The organism is Streptomyces sp. NPDC087420, from assembly GCF_044744165.1.
Classification (GTDB): Bacteria; Actinomycetota; Actinomycetes; order Streptomycetales; family Streptomycetaceae; genus Streptomyces.
Genome location: NZ_JBIUXU010000001.1, coordinates 108,164 through 126,512 on the forward strand (window position 1 = coordinate 108,164; position 18,349 = coordinate 126,512).

General features: G+C 70.0%; 19 protein-coding genes. 15 read left to right on the forward strand and 4 right to left on the reverse strand.

Translation table 11 applies throughout. From position 1 onward, the window contains the following. Positions 1-197: 197 nt before the first annotated feature. Together ACIO1C_RS00470 and ACIO1C_RS00475 are read right to left on the reverse strand one after the other, a co-directional pair. Positions 198-1,046 carry an alpha/beta fold hydrolase gene (locus ACIO1C_RS00470; protein WP_401856815.1) on the reverse strand — a complete coding sequence of 283 codons (849 nt, stop codon included), beginning with the start codon at positions 1,044-1,046 and terminating at the stop codon, positions 198-200. A gap of 88 nt (positions 1,047-1,134) precedes the next feature. After that, entirely contained in the window at positions 1,135-1,944 is an 810-nt protein-coding gene (locus tag ACIO1C_RS00475; RefSeq protein ID WP_401856817.1) for an alpha/beta hydrolase, read from the reverse strand. Positions 1,945-2,096: 152 nt separating this feature from the next. On the opposite strand from ACIO1C_RS00475, the gene ACIO1C_RS00480 reads away from it, so the two are divergent. From ACIO1C_RS00480 to ACIO1C_RS00490, 3 genes are all read left to right on the forward strand, one after another. After that, complete coding sequence (locus ACIO1C_RS00480; protein WP_401857961.1) at positions 2,097-2,750, forward strand: TetR/AcrR family transcriptional regulator; 654 nt, start codon at positions 2,097-2,099, stop codon at positions 2,748-2,750. A 169-nt stretch (positions 2,751-2,919) separates the two neighbouring features. After that, a complete protein-coding gene (locus ACIO1C_RS00485) occupies positions 2,920-3,870 on the forward strand; it encodes an SDR family NAD(P)-dependent oxidoreductase (RefSeq protein ID WP_401856818.1) in 951 nt (316 codons plus the stop codon). Between the two features lie 76 nt (positions 3,871-3,946). After that, a complete protein-coding gene (locus ACIO1C_RS00490) occupies positions 3,947-4,705 on the forward strand; it encodes an SDR family NAD(P)-dependent oxidoreductase (protein ID WP_401856820.1) in 759 nt (252 codons plus the stop codon). 155 nt (positions 4,706-4,860) lie between these two features. Here the strand turns inward: ACIO1C_RS00490 and ACIO1C_RS00495 are convergent, their stop codons facing one another. Next, positions 4,861-5,454: a TetR/AcrR family transcriptional regulator gene (locus ACIO1C_RS00495; protein WP_401856822.1), complete on the reverse strand. Its 594-nt coding sequence runs from the start codon at positions 5,452-5,454 to the stop codon at positions 4,861-4,863. Positions 5,455-5,661: 207 nt separating this feature from the next. Between ACIO1C_RS00495 and ACIO1C_RS00500 the strand changes: the two genes are divergently transcribed. From ACIO1C_RS00500 to ACIO1C_RS00540, 9 genes are all read left to right on the forward strand, one after another. Continuing rightward, the gene (locus ACIO1C_RS00500) at positions 5,662-5,871 is read left to right on the forward strand and encodes a hypothetical protein (protein WP_401856824.1); all 210 of its coding nucleotides are present in this window, start codon (positions 5,662-5,664) and stop codon (positions 5,869-5,871) included. Next, positions 5,850-6,227 carry a hypothetical protein gene (locus tag ACIO1C_RS00505; protein WP_401856826.1) on the forward strand — a complete coding sequence of 126 codons (378 nt, stop codon included), beginning with the start codon at positions 5,850-5,852 and terminating at the stop codon, positions 6,225-6,227. Before ACIO1C_RS00500 ends, ACIO1C_RS00505 begins: the two co-directional genes overlap by 22 nt. 383 nt (positions 6,228-6,610) lie before the next feature. Beyond that, complete coding sequence (locus ACIO1C_RS00510; RefSeq protein ID WP_401856828.1) at positions 6,611-7,363, forward strand: SDR family oxidoreductase; 753 nt, start codon at positions 6,611-6,613, stop codon at positions 7,361-7,363. A 74-nt stretch (positions 7,364-7,437) separates the two neighbouring features. Then, a complete protein-coding gene (locus tag ACIO1C_RS00515) occupies positions 7,438-8,037 on the forward strand; it encodes a TetR/AcrR family transcriptional regulator (RefSeq protein WP_401856830.1) in 600 nt (199 codons plus the stop codon). Positions 8,038-8,238: 201 nt separating this feature from the next. After that, entirely contained in the window at positions 8,239-8,841 is a 603-nt protein-coding gene (locus ACIO1C_RS00520; protein ID WP_401856832.1) for a UbiX family flavin prenyltransferase, read from the forward strand. A 102-nt stretch (positions 8,842-8,943) separates the two neighbouring features. Further along, positions 8,944-10,380, forward strand: a complete 1,437-nt coding sequence (locus tag ACIO1C_RS00525) for a non-oxidative hydroxyarylic acid decarboxylases subunit C (protein ID WP_401856833.1) — start codon at positions 8,944-8,946, stop codon at positions 10,378-10,380. 29 nt (positions 10,381-10,409) lie between these two features. Beyond that, complete coding sequence (locus ACIO1C_RS00530) at positions 10,410-10,715, forward strand: non-oxidative hydroxyarylic acid decarboxylases subunit D (RefSeq protein ID WP_401856835.1); 306 nt, start codon at positions 10,410-10,412, stop codon at positions 10,713-10,715. Beyond that, positions 10,708-12,240, forward strand: a complete 1,533-nt coding sequence (locus ACIO1C_RS00535) for a carboxylesterase/lipase family protein (protein WP_401856837.1) — start codon at positions 10,708-10,710, stop codon at positions 12,238-12,240. The genes ACIO1C_RS00530 and ACIO1C_RS00535 overlap by 8 nt, the downstream gene beginning before the upstream one ends. Positions 12,241-12,303: 63 nt before the next feature. Then, the gene (locus ACIO1C_RS00540; protein WP_401856838.1) at positions 12,304-13,248 is read left to right on the forward strand and encodes an AraC family transcriptional regulator; all 945 of its coding nucleotides are present in this window, start codon (positions 12,304-12,306) and stop codon (positions 13,246-13,248) included. Here the strand turns inward: ACIO1C_RS00540 and ACIO1C_RS00545 are convergent. Beyond that, positions 13,245-13,622: a DUF488 domain-containing protein gene (locus ACIO1C_RS00545; RefSeq protein WP_401856839.1), complete on the reverse strand. Its 378-nt coding sequence runs from the start codon at positions 13,620-13,622 to the stop codon at positions 13,245-13,247. The two genes, ACIO1C_RS00540 and ACIO1C_RS00545, sit on opposite strands and share 4 nt — an antisense overlap. 255 nt (positions 13,623-13,877) lie before the next feature. Here ACIO1C_RS00545 and ACIO1C_RS00550 point away from each other — a divergent pair, with 255 nt between their 5' ends. The 3 genes from ACIO1C_RS00550 to ACIO1C_RS00560 all read left to right on the forward strand — a co-directional run bounded on the left by ACIO1C_RS00550 (position 13,878) and on the right by ACIO1C_RS00560 (position 18,287). Then, positions 13,878-14,636 carry an SDR family oxidoreductase gene (locus ACIO1C_RS00550; RefSeq protein ID WP_401856840.1) on the forward strand — a complete coding sequence of 253 codons (759 nt, stop codon included), beginning with the start codon at positions 13,878-13,880 and terminating at the stop codon, positions 14,634-14,636. Positions 14,637-14,818: 182 nt separating this feature from the next. After that, positions 14,819-16,219 carry an FAD-dependent oxidoreductase gene (locus tag ACIO1C_RS00555; RefSeq protein WP_401856842.1) on the forward strand — a complete coding sequence of 467 codons (1,401 nt, stop codon included), beginning with the start codon at positions 14,819-14,821 and terminating at the stop codon, positions 16,217-16,219. A 307-nt stretch (positions 16,220-16,526) separates the two neighbouring features. Next, entirely contained in the window at positions 16,527-18,287 is a 1,761-nt protein-coding gene (locus ACIO1C_RS00560; protein WP_401856844.1) for a ThuA domain-containing protein, read from the forward strand. Positions 18,288-18,349 lie beyond the last annotated feature (62 nt).

Here is an 18,349-nt window from a genome sequence, read left to right on the forward strand (position 1 = left end):
CCTTGCGATTGCACGCACCAGACGCCGCGGGCCACGCCCTTCGGGCGAACGACGCCACTTTGCGGACACGCCCTAGGCCCGCGCGCACTCAGATATCGCCCTCACGTACGGCAGGAGTGCCGCCGCACGGGGAGCGGCAGGGGCCGGGGCCGCGCGGGAGGTCTTCCCGCGCGGCCCTGACTCCTGCCCCGGCCGGGTCAGTTGGCGGTGTGGTGTGCCGCGTCCTCGATGACGTCCGTGACCCGGTTCGGATGGGAGATCATCGACAGGTGGGAGGCGTTCAGCTTGGTCACGGTCGCCCCGGCGCGCTTGGCCATGAATTGCTGGGCGGCGGCGGGGAGCGCGTGGTCGGCGGTTCCGATCACGTCCCAGCTGGGAATGGTGTTCCACGCCGGTGCGCCGGACGGTTCGTTGAGGGCGGACGCCGCGATCGGGCGCTGGGTGGCGGCGAGTTCGCCGGCCCGCTCGGCCGGCAGGTCGTTGGCCAGGATGCCGCGGAACAGTGCGGGCTTGACGTAGGCGTCGACGACACCGCCGGCCGACGGGACGAAGTTGAGCGCGTCCGGGCCGACTTGGCTGCCCGGGAACCGGGCGGTCAGCGCGTTCAGGGTCTCGCCCTCGGCCGGGAGGTAGGCGTCGACGTAGACGAGCGCCTTGACGTTGGCGTTGCCGGTGGCGGCGTTGGAGATGACGAAGCCGCCGTACGAGTGTCCGACCAGGACGATCGGTCCCGGGACGGTGCTGAGGTAGCTCGCGAGGTAGGCGGAGTCGCCGGCCACACCGCGCAGCGGGTTCGGCGGCACGTCGACCGTGTACCCGTCGTGCTGGAGGTCGCGGACGACGCCGTTCCAGCTGGAGCCGTCCGCCCACGCGCCATGGACCAGCACAACGGTCGGCTTGGCCGTCCCGTGGCCGGACTTCCCGCTCGCACCGGACGCCGCGGCGGCGGGGACGATCGCCGTAGCGAGGGCCAGGGCGGTGCCGAGGACGGCGAACCGCACTCCGCGCTTGCGCGGTTTCCCAGCTGACTTTCCTGCTGACTTCATGGGGTTCTCTCTTCTCTTATCTCTTACTTCTTCGGGGGGTGCGCACCGCTTGAGCGGCGCGCGGGACGGAGGGCCGGACGGCGGGCGGTCAGACGCCCTGGCGCCGCAGCCAGGCGAGGGTGAAGTCAGCGATCTCTTGCCAGCCGTGGTCGAGGACCAGCGAGTGGCCGCGGTCCGGGAACGACTGGTAGTCGGTGGTCGCGCGGGAGCTGGCGTACAGCTTGTACGCGGCCCGGGCGACGACCTCCGGGACGGTGTGGTCCCGGCCCCCGCCGATGACGAGCAGCGGCCCGCGGTCGTGCTTCCCGGTGTCCACCGCCGCCGGGGAGCGCGTGCTGAAGTTGGCGGTGCTCGCCTCGAAGAGCGGCCTGCCGGGGCCGGGGATGGTCCAGCGGTCGAACAGCTCGTCCGATTCGGCCTGCGGGACGGCGTTGCCGAAGGCGTACCGGAACTGCTTCCGGGTGAGCGAGACCGCCTTCTTCTTGTTGCCCGGCCTGGAGAGCACCGGCAGGGCCGCGCGTATCTGTGCGAGCGGTACGGGCCTGACGCCCTTGATCTGGCCCGGATCGATGGCGACGGCGGCCGACGCGTGTCCGCCGGCCAGCAACTTCTGGGCGATCAGGCCGCCGAAGGAGTGGCCGACCACGACCGGCTTTGCGCCAAGACCGCTGATCACGCGCAGGTGGCTCGCGGTGATGGCGTCGATGCCGTGGTTGCCGACGGCGGCCGGATTCCGCCGTGTCTCGGCCACGGTGGCGGACTCACCCGGCCATCCCGGAGCGATTGGGTCGTAGCCGGCCTGCCGGTAGAGATCCGACCAGTTCCGCCAGGAATCCGAGTGGATCCAGAGCCCGTGGACGAAGACGACCGGGGTGGGGATCGGGGTTGATGGGGACATGTCTGGGTTCCTCCGCACCTGCGCCAGGTAGACTAACTAGTAACTCCACCTCAACGTAGCACGGCATCGGGAGGCGGAACCCGCCCGCGGTGAGTCAGAACGGGAGTCAGGATGGGGATCGGAACGGGGGGAGGATGGGGAGCGTGGATCACATGACAGAGCACCCCGAACCGGCGGCGGACACGGCGGCGGACGGATCCGGGGCTCCGGCACCCGCTCCGGGACGTACCGACAAGCCGTCGATGCGGGAACGGATCATCGAGGCCGCGACGGAGCTGTTCTACGCCCAGGGCATCCGGGCGGTGAGCGCGGAGAAGATCATCGCCCGGGTCGGGATCACCAAGGTCACCTTCTACCGGCACTTCCCCACGAAGGACGACCTGATCGTGGCCTACCTCGAACGCCGCGCCCGATGGGAGCGCGACGCCGTCGCGGGGGCCCGGCTGGCCGCCGCGGGGGGCGTCTGCGAGGTGTTCCGCATGGTCGCCGAGGGGATCGGGGCCGAGAGCTGCTCCCCGGGTTTCCGGGGATGCCCGTTCATCAACGCCGCAGCCGAGTACGCGGATGCCGGGCATCCGGTACGCCAGGTCGTGGACGCCCATCGGCGTTGGTTCAAGGGCGCCATTGAGGAGATGCTCGAACAGATCGGGGTCGCCGACGTCTCCGGCACCGCCGACCAGCTGGTGATGCTGCGGGACGGCGCGATGGTGGGCGGTTACCTCGGCGACTCGCGCACCCTCGCCAGGTCGCTCTACCGCGCGGGCCGCGCCGTTGTCGGATTCCATGACGGTACGGACGCCGGGTAGGCCGGGCCACCGCCGAAGGGAGGCTCGCGGGGGCGGCCTCAGATTGGGTTTGACAGCCCAAAATCGCACATCCATAGTGGGCTGAAGAAACCAATATGGAGGTACGCATGACCGCGACCACGCACGGACCCGGCCGCCGGGCAGTACGTCGAGCCCTGGCGGTGAGGACGTGAGCGACGCCGGTCGGTGGAACGTCCATGAGCCGCCACCCCAGCACGGCAGAACCTTCCTGGTGACCGGAGGCGCGTCCGGCATCGGCTACTTCATCGCCGAGCAACTCGCGGGCGCGGGTGCCACCGTGATCCTCGCCGGGCGCGACAGCGGCAAGGCTGAACTGGCCCAAAGGGCGATCCGGACCCGCGTTCCCGAGGCGCGGCCGCGGACCTTCGTCCTGGATCTGGCCGACCTGGAGTCCGTCCGCAAGGCGGCGGACGCTCTGTGTGGGTCTCTGGAGCGGCTCGACGGGCTGGTCCTGAACGCCGGGCTGATGGCACAGCCGGAGCGCCGTGAGACGGCCGACGGCAACGAGCTGGTGTTCGGTACGAACCACCTCGGCCACTTCGTCCTGGCCGCCTCGCTGTACCCGCTGCTCGCCCGCACCGCCGGCAGCCGGATCGTCACGATGGGCAGCGTCGCCGCACGCCTGGCCGAGCTGGACTTCGACGACCTCCAGGCCGCGCGACCCCCGTACAAGGGGTTCCGGACATACGGCAGGAGCAAGCTGGCGCAGATGGTCCTGGCCTGTGAGCTGGACCGGCGCCTGCGTGACATCGGCAGCCCGGTGGCAAGCGTCCTGGCCCATCCCGGCGGGGCGCTCGACGGCCTCACCCCCTCGCGTCCGCCGCTTCACATCCGTACGGCCACCAGCTTTCTCGGGGCCCTGCCCAAGGTCCCCGTCGCGCAGAGCAAGGAGCACGCGGCCTGGCCGGCGGTGCGTGCCGCGCTCGATCCGCTCGCCCGGGGCGGGCAGTTGTGGGGGCCCCGCTTCCTGCGCGGCCGGGGGCGGCCTGTGAGGGAGAAGCCCTTCGCCAGGATGACCGACCCTCGGGCCGGCGAACGGCTCTGGTCGGCGACGGAGCGCGCGGCCGGGGTGGAGTGGCCGCTCGGCGGCGGGGGATGAGATCGCAAGTCTGGGTTTGACAACCCATTCCCTCGCGCAACATTATGGGTTCACTAACCCATAATGGAGGCGCGCGATGGCTGGAACCGGCCGCATGCAGGGACGTAACGCACTGGTCACCGGAGCGACCGGAGGGATCGGGCGGGCCGTTGCCATAGCCCTGGCCCGCGAGGGCGCCACCGTGGTGGTCTCGGGACGGGACGCGGAGCGCGGGGAGGACATCGTGCGCCGCATCGGGGACGAGGGCGGCAAGGCCGTCTTCGTCCCCGCGGACCTCGGCGCCGGCGGGCAGGCGGTACGGGACCTCGCCCGCGACGCGACCGCGGCGGTGGGGGTGATCGACGTGCTCGTCAACAACGCGGCCGTCCTCATTCCGGCGCAGTCCATGCTGGAGGCCACCGAGGAGGAGATCGACCGGGCTCTGGCCGTCAACATCAAGGCCCCCTTCCTGCTGACCGCCGCCCTGGTGCCCTCGATGGTGGAGCGCGGCGGCGGCGCGGTCGTCAACATGGGCTCGATCAACGGTGAGGTCGGTATGGACGTCGCCGCCCTGTACGGGGCGAGCAAGGCGGGACTGCACTCCCTGACCAAGTCATGGGCGGCGGAACTGGCGGCCAAGAACGTGCGTGTCAACACCGTCGCTCCCGGCCCGACCACCACGGAACACAACGTGGCGCACAAGGAACGGCAGGAAAGCCTCACGAGCGCCCACCCGCGGCGTCGGCCGGGCACCGCCGAGGAGGTGGCCGCCGCCGTGGTCTTCCTGGCCGGGGACGACGCGACGCACATCCACGGCGTGACCCTGCCGGTCGACGGCGGATTCCTGGCGTTGTGACCTGGGCGGGTGACCCGGGCGCGTGACCTGCGCCGGTGACTCAGGCGCGTGACCTGGGCGTGTGAGCCGGGCGCGTGCCCCGGCTTCCCGGGCGAAGGAATCCCGGCGCCGGGCGGCCCCGCCGCTCCGTCCCCACAACGGCCCGACAGCAGCGCTCAGCTGACGCGCAGTCTGGCGAAACAGGTGTCCAGGGCGGACCTGAGAAAATCCGGCGAACCCGTCGCCAGCAGCATCACCACACCGCCCTGGACACCCGCCAGCAAGGCACGCGCGGACTCGCCCGGATCCGCCCCCGGGTCCATCTCCCCGGCACCCTGCATCGCCCGGATCCCCTCCTCCAGAGCCTTGCCCCAGCTGTCGAACAGCTCCAGCAGAACCTGGCGGACACCCAGGTCACCGGGGTCCAGCTGACTGAGCAGGGTGCTCAGACCACAGTGCTCACGCTGCCGCTCGTGCCGCTCCACCAAACCGTCCGCCCACGCGAGCCACGCCCCCCACGACGTGAGGTTGTCCAGCAGAGGGCGCTGTTCCTGAAGGATCTGTTCCCCTTCATGGCGAGCGACGGCCAGCAGCAGCTCCGTCTTGCCGCCGGGGAAGTAGTGGGTCATCTGACCGCCACTGGTCCCGGTCGCCTCGCGGATGTCCTCGAGCCCCGTGGCCGCCACACCGCGCGTACGGACCACCTCCGCCGCGCCTTCGACGATGCGCTGCCTCGTCGCGAGGCCTTTGGCAGTGATTCCCCGAGGCATGGGCCGAGTATATCGAGATCCGCATCGCCTCAAATCTGTCCGGCGACTGCCGACGGAGCGCGGACGGGCGGCCCGCGCCGGCCGGACCTGTGGGGGACCGGCCGGTGGATCCAGCCGGTGCCCAGCGCGTTCCGGGACGCCCGGCCCTTCCATGACGGTGGAGTTCGCGTGGACAGGGGGAAACAAGGCCGAGAGGGAGAATGTGCGATGACCGTGCGGAACGAGATTCTTTCCGACCTCTTCCTTTCCTCCTCCACGGAGACGGCGACGGTCAGCGCGCCGATGGACGCCGTCGACATCGGCAATTGGCTCCTGAACCTGCCCGACAAGGAGTACCAGCGCTGCGCCCCGCCGGACCACAAGGCGGTTACACCACGACTGACGACGGCAGGCCGATGTCGATCAACGTGGAGATGATCGGCACCGGTCTGGTGATTCAGCACTACGTCGGGGAGATTCTGGAGAGGCACCACTGCCACATGGTCCCCACCTCGGACGTCTTCACCCCGCACGGCTGGACGACGGTCCAGGTGATCTGGGACCTGTCCGTCACGGACAACGGCGACGGGACCCTCACGTACACCAACCAGGTGTCGAGCCAGCCGACGTCGGAGTTCATGGCCTTCAGCGAGGAGCAGAGCATCAGCTTCGAGGAGGCCTCGGCGGATCGGCAGGCCGCGTCCGGCGACCACAACCGCCGGGAAACCCCCCTCTTCGCAGCCAGTATCGAGCGGCGGGCGCTCGCCGGGTCGGGGGGCCGAACGGGCGCCTGACAGGCCGCTGGATCGTCGCGGTCGTCGTTGCAATCGACCCACTTCCCCTCCCGAATTTATATTCTCAAGCAGGTCGCAGGCGGTATCGGAGAGCTCCGGTACCGCCTTCCGTTTGTCCTGGGGGCTGGTTGAGCCGGTCGGTCCAGCGGCGCGGTCCCGGTGCGGGAAACGGGCGCCAGAGGTTTGGGCATGCGTCGTCACGGGGCCGCACCGCGCGCTACGGAAAGCCCATGTTGACACTGCACACGGCATAGATCTAGGCTCATGTTGACGGGCCACACATCGCGTATTTTCGTCGCGCGACAAGTCCCATCCATGGCCGGTCGGTCACATTCCTGGGCGATCGAACACAACGGCGCGCAAGTGCGGTGAGGGAGAGACTGATGCCTCTGCGGAAGAACATTGTCATCACTGGTGCCAGCTCCGGGCTGGGCGAGGGGCTTGCTCGTTCATTTGCGGCCGGTGGGCGCAATCTCGCTTTGGCGGCACGGCGGCTGGACCGCCTGGAAGCGTTGGCCGAGGAGCTGCGCTCGCTGCACGGGGTTCGCGTGGTGACGCGCAGTGTGGACGTGAATGACCATGCGCAGGTTTTCTCAGCCTTCGGGGAATTCCGGGACGAACTCGGCACGCTCGACCGCGTCATCGTCAACGCGGGAATCAACATAGGTCAGTCCCTGGGGACAGGTAATTTTGATTCCAACAGAAAGACAATCGAGACAAACCTCCTGGGCGCCCTTGCGCAGGTCGAGGCTGCGGTCGAGATATTTCGTGATCAGAACGCGGGCCACCTCGTTGTCATGTCGTCCCTCGGTGCCGTGCGGGGAATGCCGGGCCATCTCAATGCCTACAATGCGTCGAAAGCTGGTCTCTCCTCTCTGAGCACGGGGCTACGCGTGGAGCTGCAAGGATCTCCGATAAAGATCACCACTCTTCAGCCCGGCTATATCGAGTCCGAATTGAACGACGTGCTTCAGATTGATCGACCTCACGTGAGCACGGCGGAGGAAGGGGTGAAGGGACTCGTCAGGGCCATCGAGTCCGAAACGTCGAAGGCCACCGTTCCCAGGCTGCCGTGGCAGCTGATCAGCCTCCTAATGCGTGTGCTTCCCGAGAAGCGGCTCACCATTCTCACTTGAGCGGCACGTTGAGGCCACCCGGCTCGTGTCACTGAAGCTGCTAAACTTGGGTCGACCGCTGCCAAGGAGGCCCAATGCCAAACCGGACGGATATCGACAGATATCATCATGGCGACCTCCGGGCGGCGTGTATTGAGTCGGCGATCAGCCTGCTCGACGAGGGCGGCGAGTCCACCCTTTCCCTGCGGGCTGTCGCTCGCAGAGCCGGAGTTTCCGCCAATGCGCCGTACAGACACTTTCGTGACAAGAATGCCCTCCTGGCGGCTCTGGCGACGCATGGATTTCATGAATTGGGACGCCTCATGAAGGAGGCGGACAATTCTGCGGATCCCGGTGAGGAATTCTTGGCTCTGGGGCAAAGCTATGTCCGGTACGCCCTCGATCACCCCGGGATTTTCCGGCTGATGTACGGCCACCCCTGTAGCCGCTACGACGCCGAGGCGAATGCCGCGGCGGCCGAGTCGGCGCAGGTACTGGCGAACCGCGTTTCCCAGCTCGTTCCCGAGGAATCACGACAGGCCCTCCTCATCGGGTCCTGGGCGCTCGTCCATGGCCTGGCCTCCCTGATCCTGGACGGCAAAATCACCTCCGGAGGCCCGGAAGAGGTTGACGACCTCGTGAGGGTGACTGTGCGGACGATCCTGGAGCGGCAGCCGATGAATGAGATCAGCTGACCCAGCCCTTCCGGCGTAACTCCGAGCCCTCTTGCGCCGTGCCGTCTCCGGCGCCCGCCGCAAGAGTTGCCCCTCTCCAGGCTGTCCGTTTCTGCACATGACCTGGCTGCGATGCGCGGCTCCACCCCGGGTCGCGCTGCATAGGTTCGAAAGCGGGGCGAGGCATCACCAGGATGCCCGGCCGTGAAGGAGCCGAGCGCTGTGCGACTGATCGTAGGGATGACGGGAGCGACGGGTTCCGTGCTGGGGGTGCGGTTCCTGGAGAATCTGAGGCTGCTGCCGGACGTGGAGACCCATCTGGTGGTCTCCCGGTGGGCCCTCAGCACCATCGAGCTGGAGACCGGCCGTTCCGTACGGGAGATCAAGACGCTGGCCGACGAGGTGTACGCCCCCGATGACCAGGGGGCGCGGATCTCGTCGGGTTCGTTCCGTACCGACGGCATGGCCGTGATCCCGTGCTCCATGAAGACCCTGGCGGGCATCCGGGCCGGTTACGCGGACGGACTGGTGGCACGAGCCGCGGACGTGACCCTCAAGGAGGGCCGCAAGCTGGTCCTGGTCCCTCGCGAGACACCTCTGAGCGAGATCCATCTGGAGAACATGCTCGCCCTGCGCCGGGCGGGCGCGCGCATCGTGCCGCCCATGCCCGCCTTCTACAACCATCCGGAATCCGTCGGCGACATCGTCGACCACATCACGGCCCGCGTCCTCGACCAGTTCGACCTGCCCGCGCCCGCCGCCAAGCGGTGGGACGGCCTGCGCGCCGCGCGCGCCCTCAGGCCCGTCGACCACCCCGTCGACTGACGGCCCCGGGCCCGTCGGCCACCCCCTCGGCCACCCCTCGGCCGCCGCCCTCACGAAGCAGCCACCTTCCGCGTCCGTTCCTCTCCGGAGTCTGGAGTTCCTTTGCCGTACGACGACCTCCGCGCCTTCCTCGACACCCTCGACACAGAGGGCCAACTGCTCCGCGTCACCGAAGAAGTGCTGCCCGAGCCGGACCTCGCCGCCGCCGCCAACGCGGTGACCCGGTGGGGCGACCACGCGCCGGCCCTGTACTTCGACCGCGTCACCGGATTCACCGACGCGCGCGTCGCGATGAACGTGCACGGCTCGTGGGCCAACCACGCCCTGGCGCTCGACCTGCCCAAGGACACCGGGGCGCGGGAGCAGGTGGACGAGTTCATCCGGCGCTGGGAGCGGTTCCCCGTCGCCCCCGTACTGCGCGACGACCCTCCGTGGGCGCAGAACACCATGGAGGGCGACGACGTCGACATCTTCCGGGTCCTGCCGCTGTTCCGCCTCAACGACGGTGACGGTGGGTTCTACATCGACAAGGCCGCCGTGGTCTCCAAGGATCCCGACGACCCGGACGACAGCGGCAAGCAGAACGTCGGCATCTACCGGATCGAGGTCAAGGGCAGGCGCAAGCTGGCCCTTCAGCCGGTCCCGGTGCACGACATCGCCCAGCACCTGCGCAAGGCCGAGGAGCGCGACGAGGACCTTCCGGTCGCGATCGCCGTCGGCAACGACCCCGTCATCTCGATCGTCGCCTCCACACCTCTGAAGTACGACGAGAACGAGTACGAACTCGCCGGTGCGCTGCGCGGCAGCCCCGCGCCCGTCGCCACGGCGCCACTGACCGGCCTGCCCGTGCCCTGGGGCTCGGAAGTGGTCATCGAAGGAGTCATCGAACGGGGCAAGCGCGAGATCGAAGGCCCGTTCGGTGAGTTCACCGGCCACTACTCCGGGGGCCGCAGAATGCCCGTGCTGCGTATCGACCGGATCTCGTACCGTACCGACCCCATTTTCGAACACCTCTACCTCGGAATGCCCTGGACCGAGATCGACTACCTGATCGGTCCCAATACCTGTGCGCCGCTCTACCAGCAGCTCAAGAGCGAATTCCCCGAGGTCCAGGCGGTCAACGCCACGTACACCCACGGACTCGTGATCATCGTCTCGACGGAGAAACGGTACGGAGGTTTCGCCAAGGCGGTCGGCACACGCGTCCTCAGCCTGCCGCACGGCCTGGGGTACGCGGCCACCGTCATCATGGTCGACGAGGACGTGGACCCCTTCAACCTCCCGCAGGTCATGTGGGCCCTCTCGACCAAGATGAACCCGGCCGCCGACCTGGTGCGCGTCGCCGGCCAGCCCGTCATGGAGCTGGCCCCGCAGCCGGAGCACCCCGGCATCATGGACAAGCTCGTCATCGACGCGACCACTCCGGTAGCCCCGGACCGTCGCGGCAATTACGGCAATCAGGTGCACGATCTCCCCGAGACGCGCGAGTGGCTGGCGAAGTTGCAGCGAATAGCGGCCGACACGAACGCGCAATCCTGACCACCCCCGCAATTCCCGGAAGGATCCTGATGGCCGTACCGATATGCCCCCGCTGTGCCCACGACGTCATCGAATCGCTTTTTCTCTCCCCTGTCCCAGGGGTGTGGGAAGTCCTTCAATGCGGTTGTTGCCATTATTGCTGGCGCACCAGCGAACCCCCGCGGCGCACCCAGCGCGACTTCTACCCCGACACATTCAAAATGACGGCGGAGGAGATCGGGAACGCGCCCTCCGTACCCGCTGTCCCGCCCGTGCGCGCCGCGCGGAGCGCCCCCACCCCGCGCCTCACCCACCCCGGCCCGGCCGGGCAGACGACAGGAGACCGACATGAGTGACACACCGCGCGGCCCGCAGGTCGCCACTTCCCAGGGGGCCGTGCGCGGCACCGTGGAGGCGGACGTCCATGTCTTCCGCGGCGTTCCGTTCGCCCAACCCCCCGTCGGCGCCCTACGGCTCGCCGCACCGCGGCCGGTGGCCCCCTGGGACGGTGTGCGCGACGCGGTGACCTTCGGCCCGTGTCCTCCGCAGTCCGGCATGTCGATGTCGGCGGACACCACGCTTCCCCGGGGATCCGGCGGCACAGCCCCTGCCGGGACGGACGACCGGGGATGGCTGACGCTGAACGTCTGGACACCGGACCTCGGTGCCGCGGGCCTGCCCGTGCTGTTCTGGATCTACGGTGGCGGCTACACCGAGGGCCGGGCGGACGATCCGATGTACGACGGGGCCCGGCTGGCCAGCGAGAACGGCGTTGTGGTTGTCAGTGTGAACTACCGCCTCGGAGCGGAGGGTTTCGGCCTGTTCGCCGGTGCCCCCGCCAACCGCGGCCTGTTGGACCAGACCGCCGCGCTCACCTGGGTGCGGGACAACATCGGCGCGTTCGGCGGCGACCCCGCCCGCGTCACCGTCTTCGGCGAATCGGCGGGCGGCGGTTCGGTCGCCGCCCTGCTGGCCATGCCCCGTACCCAAGGGCTCTTCCGGCGCGCCGTCGTGCAGAGCATGCCGGGCAAGTTCTACAGCCGTGAACTCGCCGAGGGACTCGGCCGCGCCATGGCCGACCAGGCGGGTGTGCCGGCCACCGCCGCCGGCGTCGCCTCGGTCGAACCGCGGGCCCTCGCCGACGCCACCACCGCACTCGCCCGCCGGATGGCCGGCGATCCCCGGCGCTGGGGCGTGGAGGCCAACCGGCCCGTCAGCCCCGTCATCGACGGGGACGTCCTTCCCCGGTCCCCGTGGGACGCGCTCGCCGCCGGACAGGCCCGCGACGTGACGGTGCTCGGCGGCCACACCCGTAACGAATGGCTGGCCATCATGGCCTTCGCCGGCCAGCTCGACGGCATGGACGAGGCCGTCGTGGACACGTACCTGCACGCCCTGACCCCCGACGGCGGCAAGGCCTACCGCGAGGCCTTCCCCGAGGCCCGGCCCTGGCAGCTGTACGAGAAGCTGATGACGGACTGGTCCTTCCGCGCGCCGCTCCTGCGCCTGCTCGACGCGCAGGTGGCCGGCGGCGGTACCGCGTACGCCTACGAACTGGCCTGGAAGACCACGCTGTTCGGGCGGCCGGTGCACGGGGCTCCGCACGGGAGCGACCTTCCCCTCGTCTTCGGCAACTTCGGGGCCGGTCCCTTCGGCGGTGAGCCGACCGAGGCGGAGCGGGCCCTGTCGGCACGGATGCGGACGGCATGGACGTCGTTCGCCGGCGGCGGCGACCCGGGCTGGCCCGCGTACGACTCCGAGAGCCGTGTCGCGAAGGTCTTCGATCTGGAGGACAGCGTGGGGCCGTACACCGGACAGGTGAATCTGGCGCTCTGGGCCCACACCACCTTCGGCGCCGTCCCCGCGCCGCCCCAGGGCTGACCGGCGGAGGAGCACGGCGGCCCGGCGGCGCTCCCCGCACCCTGCATATGCTGAGCCTCAATCATGGACACGACGGACACAACGGACACCATCAGGAGCGGCGAGGTCACCGATCTCGCCTTCTGGCCGACAGTCGGCGCACCTCCCGGGGTGGAGGTGTTCCGCTGCTCCGCGCTGCCTCCCCGGGCGGAACGCCACGGCGTCGACCTGCACGCCGCACTGCGGCCGGACTTCCATCAGCTGATCGTCGTGTGTTCCGGCACCCTGCGCTGCTCGGTGGACTTCACCGACCACGTGCTGACCGACGGCCATTGGCTCTGGGTCCGCCCCGGGCAGGTGCGGCAGTACCGCTCGGGCGTCGCCGAGGCCGAGGGCACCATGGTCCTCTTCCAGTCGGACTACCTCGACGCCGCGACGGTGACGGCCGCCCGCATCGACGAGCCGGGACCCGGCCGCCCGCTCGACCTGCGGGGAGCCAAGGGGGAGACCGAGCGTGACGTGCTGGCGCTGCTGCAACGCCAGCACGACAGTTCCTCCACCCTGCCACCGGAGCTGTACGCGGCGACCATGCGCCACCTGCTCGCGGTGCTGGTGCTGCGCCTGGCCCACGCGGCGGGGCGGCACGACGAGGTGCGGACGGGCGGGGAGGCGTTCCGGCGCTTCCGCCTGGCGGTGGAATCCGGTTTTGTACGGACCCGGCGCGTCGAGGACTACGCCCGGCTCCTGGGCTACAGCGTCCGCACCCTCACCCGCGTCACCCAGGCGGCCGCCGGATGCGCGGCCAAGCGCTTCATCGACGACCGTGTGCTGCTGGAAGCCAAACGCCTCCTGGTTCACACGGAGTTGACGGGGCACAGCGTCGGGGAGCGGCTCGGATTCCCCGAGGCCACGGCGTTCGCCCGGTTCTTCCGGCAGCGGACAGGCATGACCCCGGCCGAATTCCGGAGCCAGGCGCGGGGCGCGGACACCTCCCCGCCGACGGTACGGATCCCGCCGGACAGGCCCTAACCGCTCGTGGTGCCCACGCTGTCCAGCCATTGGGCGAGCACCGCGGCCTCGCTGTGATCGAGGTCCTTCGTGGCGGTGAGCAGAGTGACCTTGTCGCGGGCCGCGAGGCTCCGCAGACGCTCCACGGCCGGCCGGTGCCCGGCGTCCTCGAGTTCGGCGATGTAGCGGTCGCGGAAGTCGGCGAAGAGCTGGGGGTCGTGGTGGTACCAGCGGCGCAGGTCGGCCGTCGGCGCCACATCGCGGAGCCATTCGTCCAGGTGAGCGCGTTCCTTGCTCATTCCACGGGGCCACAGCCGGTCCACGAGCACGCGTGTGCCGTCCTGTGACGGCGGCACGTCCTCGTAGATCCGCCGGTAGCTGATCGTTCCGGCCATGGCCTGGTCACCCTTCCGACCGCGGGGCTGGTGATCCTCATTTTATCGAGGGCCGGGCGCGACGGCCTGTCGATCACGCCATGAGGAACGACTTCAGGGGGCGGGGGCGGGGCGGGGGCCGGGGCGCGAGCGCCCGAGGCGTCGCGAAGGTGCGGCGTACCGCGAAAAGAGCGACCGTAGGAGCGGTACGCGACCGTCGGGGCGTGAGTGTGGCCCGTCGAAACCTGTGAAGACGCACACGACAGTGGAGGCACCATGGGCACCGCGACAACTGTCTCTGTCGGCCACCGCGACCCCGCCCTGCTCGGGCAGACCGTTGTGGTCATCGGCGGGAGCGCCGGCATCGGGCTCGCCACGGCCAGGCACGCGCGGACCGAGGGCGCCGACGTGATCCTGACCGGCCGGGACCCGGAGCGGCTGCGCAGTGCGGCGGCGGACGTCGACGCGCTCAGCAGCGCCGCCTTCGACGCGAACGATCCGTCGAAGCTGGCGCGGTTCTTCGAGGCGCTGCCGAATCCGGTCAACCATGTGCTGGTCACGGCCGGGCGGCCGTCCTACGGGCCGCTCCTCGACATGGACGCCGAGCAGGCGCGCCGGGCGATGACCGACCACATGGTGCTGCCGCTGGAGGTCGCGCGCCACGCCGTGGACGCGGTGCGACCCGGGGGCACGCTGCTGTTCATGGGCGGCACCGGTGGCCGGCGGATCAAGCGCGACCTGGGGATCCTGCCGACGGTCACCATCGCCATGCCGGTGCTCACGGCCAGTCTCGCGCTCGAACTCGCCCCGATTCGCGTCAACTTGATCGCGGCAGGCTTCGTCGACACGCCGCTGTCCGCGCAGCTCCTCGGCGACGGGCTGGACGCCCGGCGCGAGGAGCTGCGCACCACACTGCCGATCGGCCGTGTGGTGGGGGCGGACGATGTCGCGGCGCTCGCTGTGCACATCATGGCGAACACGGCGCTGACCGGCGCGACGTACGACATCGACGGCGGTCAGCAACTCGTCGGCTGAGCGATCCGGCCGTTGCACGGGGTGACAACGTCCAGGGGCGCGGTGCGCAAGCCGGGATCACGGCGCGACACACCGGGCCGTCCGGAAACGATAGGAGTCCCGACACCCTCGCGGCTACGCTCCACGCCGGAGGGGACGGACCCGGTCCGTCTCGGCAACTGGGCCCAGGGGAAGAGCCGTTGATGACCGAATCACCCATATCCGTGTTCGACCGGCTGGTCAACGCGGGACCTGCCACGTCCACCCGTCCGACCCTCGGCACGGCCTGCGTGCTCGGTGGCAGCATCGCGGGGCTGCTGGCCGCCCGGGTGCTCGCCGACCACGCGCGCCGGGTTGTCATCGTCGAACGGGACGAGGCCGGCACGGAGGGCCGGTCGCGCGCGGGAGTGCCCCAGGACCAGCAGGTGCACTCGTTGCTGCCCGCGGGACGGCTGTGGATCGAGCGGTGGCTCCCCGGATTCACCCGGGAGGCACAGGACTTGGGCGCGGTCCTCGCCACCCCGGAACAGGCCCTCACCTGCCTCGACGGTCAGCCGCAGGCCCCGGGCGGGGCGCACGCGCTGCTCGGCGCGAGCCGGCCCTTCCTCGAATCCCGCTTACGCGCCCGGGTCCTGGCGCTGTCCAACGTCTCGACCGTGCGGGGCCGGGCGACCGGCCTGCTGTACCGGGACGGTGCCGTCAGCGGCGTCCGTCACACCACGAGCCAGGGGGAAGACGTCCTGGAGACGGACTTCGTCGTGGACGCCATGGGCCGTTCCAGCAGGTTGTCGGAGTGGGTCCACAGCGACGGCTACGACAAGCCACGCCTGGAGCGGCTCCCGTCCGGCATCAACTACGCCTCCGCCCTCTTCGAGCGCTCCACACCGGCCGAAGACCTGCCGGTGGCCTGCTCGTTGGTGGTGTACTCACCCCCGTACCCGGGCGGCGGGACAGGCGTGGCCGCCGTGAACGCCATCGAGGACGACAAGTGGCTGGCCCTGCTGGTCGGCTTCGGGGAGGACCGACCGGGCCGCACGATCGAGGACTTCCGCGCGGTGTGCGAGGAACTTCCCCCGGTGTACGGGGAGGCGGCGCGCGGTGTCCCGGTGCGCGAGGTAGTGACGTACCGTCAGGCCGACAGCCGACGGCGTGGTTTCACGGACCTGCGACGCTTCCCGGCGCGCCTGGTGAGTGTGGGGGACGCTGTCGCGTCCTTCAACCCCGTCTACGGGCAGGGCATGTCCTCCGCCGCGCTCCACGCCTCCTGCCTGTCCGAGTTCCTTCGGGACGACCCCCCACTCGACCAGCGGGCCGATGGGTTCTTCCGATTGCAGGACGTGGTCGTGGACGCCGCGTGGGCCGTGTCCGCCGGGGGTGACGCGGCGCGTCTTGACGCGGAGAACGGGGTGGAGGTGCCGGAGGAGGTGCGGCGACAGCGGTGGGCCCTCCGGCAGGTGATCGGCGCCACCGTGGTCGACGGCAGCATCGCCAAGGCGTTCAACAACGTCTCCTTCATGCTCCGCCACCCCCTCACCCTGGCGGACCCCCTGCTGCTGGAACGCGCCGTGGCGGCCAACCAGGCGGCGCCCACCGGCGGCCAGTGAGGCACCGAGCGTGGCGGCGGCCGGGCCACGGCCGCTCTGGCCCACCCACTGCGGCGCCCCGCCGGTCACCGGCACCCGTCACCCTGGCGGGCCCGGCGGTCCTGACCACCTTCCGGCGCGCGGCGTGACGTGGTCGTCTTCTGATCTTGGCATGGACGCAACAAAGTTGGGATAGTTCGACGCCGCCCCTTGACCCTCCCAAACCTCCGATGTTCACTCGTGAGGCCACGTACTCGTACCTCCGTCGGCGCCCCAGGGCGCACCGAGAGAGGACTGCACAGTGCGCCTTCTGTCCCGCGTCGTGACCGTGCTTCTTCCACTTGTCCTGTCCCTCGCCGTCTTACCCCAGGCGGCCCACGCGGCCCAGGCGCCGCAGACCGGCCGGTCCTCCACCGCCCTCCCCGCGCCGGTCTCCCGCAGCGCCCCAGTCTCCTCCGCCGCGGCCGCCGCCCCGCTGACCAGCGTCCTTGTCTTCTCCAAGACCGCCGGATTCCGGCACTCGGCCATCGCGGCCGGCATCGCCGCCGTACGGCAGCTCGGTACGGCCAACGGGTTCTCCGTCACCGCCACCGAGGACGCCGCCGCGTTCACCACCGCCAACCTCGCCCGCTACCAGGCCGTCGTCTGGCTGTCGACCACCGGAGACGTACTGAACGCAGCCCAGCAGACGGCGTTCGAGTCGTACATCGCCTCCGGCGGCGGTTACGTCGGCGTGCACGCCGCCGCCGACACCGAATACGACTGGCCCTGGTACGGCGGCCTGGTGGGCGCCTACTTCGCCTCCCACCCGGCGACCCAGCAGGCGACGGTCAAGGTCGAGGACCGCTCCTCGCCCTCCACCGCGCACCTGCCGCAGCGCTGGACACGGACCGACGAGTGGTACAACTACCGCGCGAATCCCCGCTCCGCCGTGAAGGTGCTCGCGAGCCTGGACGAGACCTCGTACACGGGCGGCAGCATGGGAGATCATCCGATCACTTGGTGCCAGAACTACCGTGGCGGCCGGTCCTGGTACACCGGTCTCGGCCACACCGAGGAGTCGTACGCCGACCCCGCCTTCACCACCACGCTGCTCGGCGGCATCCGGACCGCCGCCGGCGCGACCCCCGCCGACTGCCGCCCGGAGAACGGGTACACCCGGCTCTTCGACGGTACGCAGAGCAGCCTGGACCGGTGGCGGCAGGCAGGTCCCGGCGGGTTCTCGCTCGCCGACGGCACTCTCACCTCCGTCGGGGGCATGGGACTGCTCTGGTATCCGGTGACCCCGTTCAGCGACTACTCGCTCAAGGTCGACTGGATGATGCCGGGTGACGACAACGGCGGCGTGTTCATCGGCTTCCCCGACCCGCAGGGCGATCCGTGGCGGCCGGTCGACCTCGGCCACGAGATCCAGATCGACGCGACCGACGCCGACCCCTCCCGTACCACCGGCAGTGTCTACAGCCTCAAGGCTCCGGACACGGCGGCCCGCGCCGCCGCGCTCAACCCGCCCGGGACGTGGAACAGTTACGAGATCGCCGTGCACGACCGGCGGGTCGAGATCCACCTCAACGGCGTGAAGATCAACGACTACACCAGCACCCGTGACATCGCGACCGGGTACATCGGCGTGCAGAACGACGGCGCCGGGATGGACATCAACTACCGCGACATCAGGATCAGGCAGGACGGTACGCAGAGCACCGACCTGGCGCGTGGCCGGCCGGTGACGGTCACCAGTGTCGAGCCGGGCAGCGCGCACGTGGGGGCCAACGCCGTGGACGGCGACCCCGCCACCCGCTGGGGCAGCGCCTACACGGACCCGCAGTCGATCACGGTGGACCTCGGGTCCGTCCGTACCGTCGACCAGGTCCGGCTCACCTGGGAGACCGCCTACGCCAGGGCGTACACGGTCGAGACCTCACCGGACAATGCGACCTGGCGCACCGTCGCCACCACCACGGCGGGCGACGGCGGGCTCGACACCATCCCCGTGGGTGCCACCGCCCGGTACGTACGGGTCCAGGGCACCGCCCGGGCGACCCAATGGGGCTACTCCCTCTGGGACTTCGCCGTACTCGGACGCTAGGGAGCGGGCGTCCGCGCTCGCACACGCCCCGGACCCGCACCACCCCACCCGCGATCGGCCCA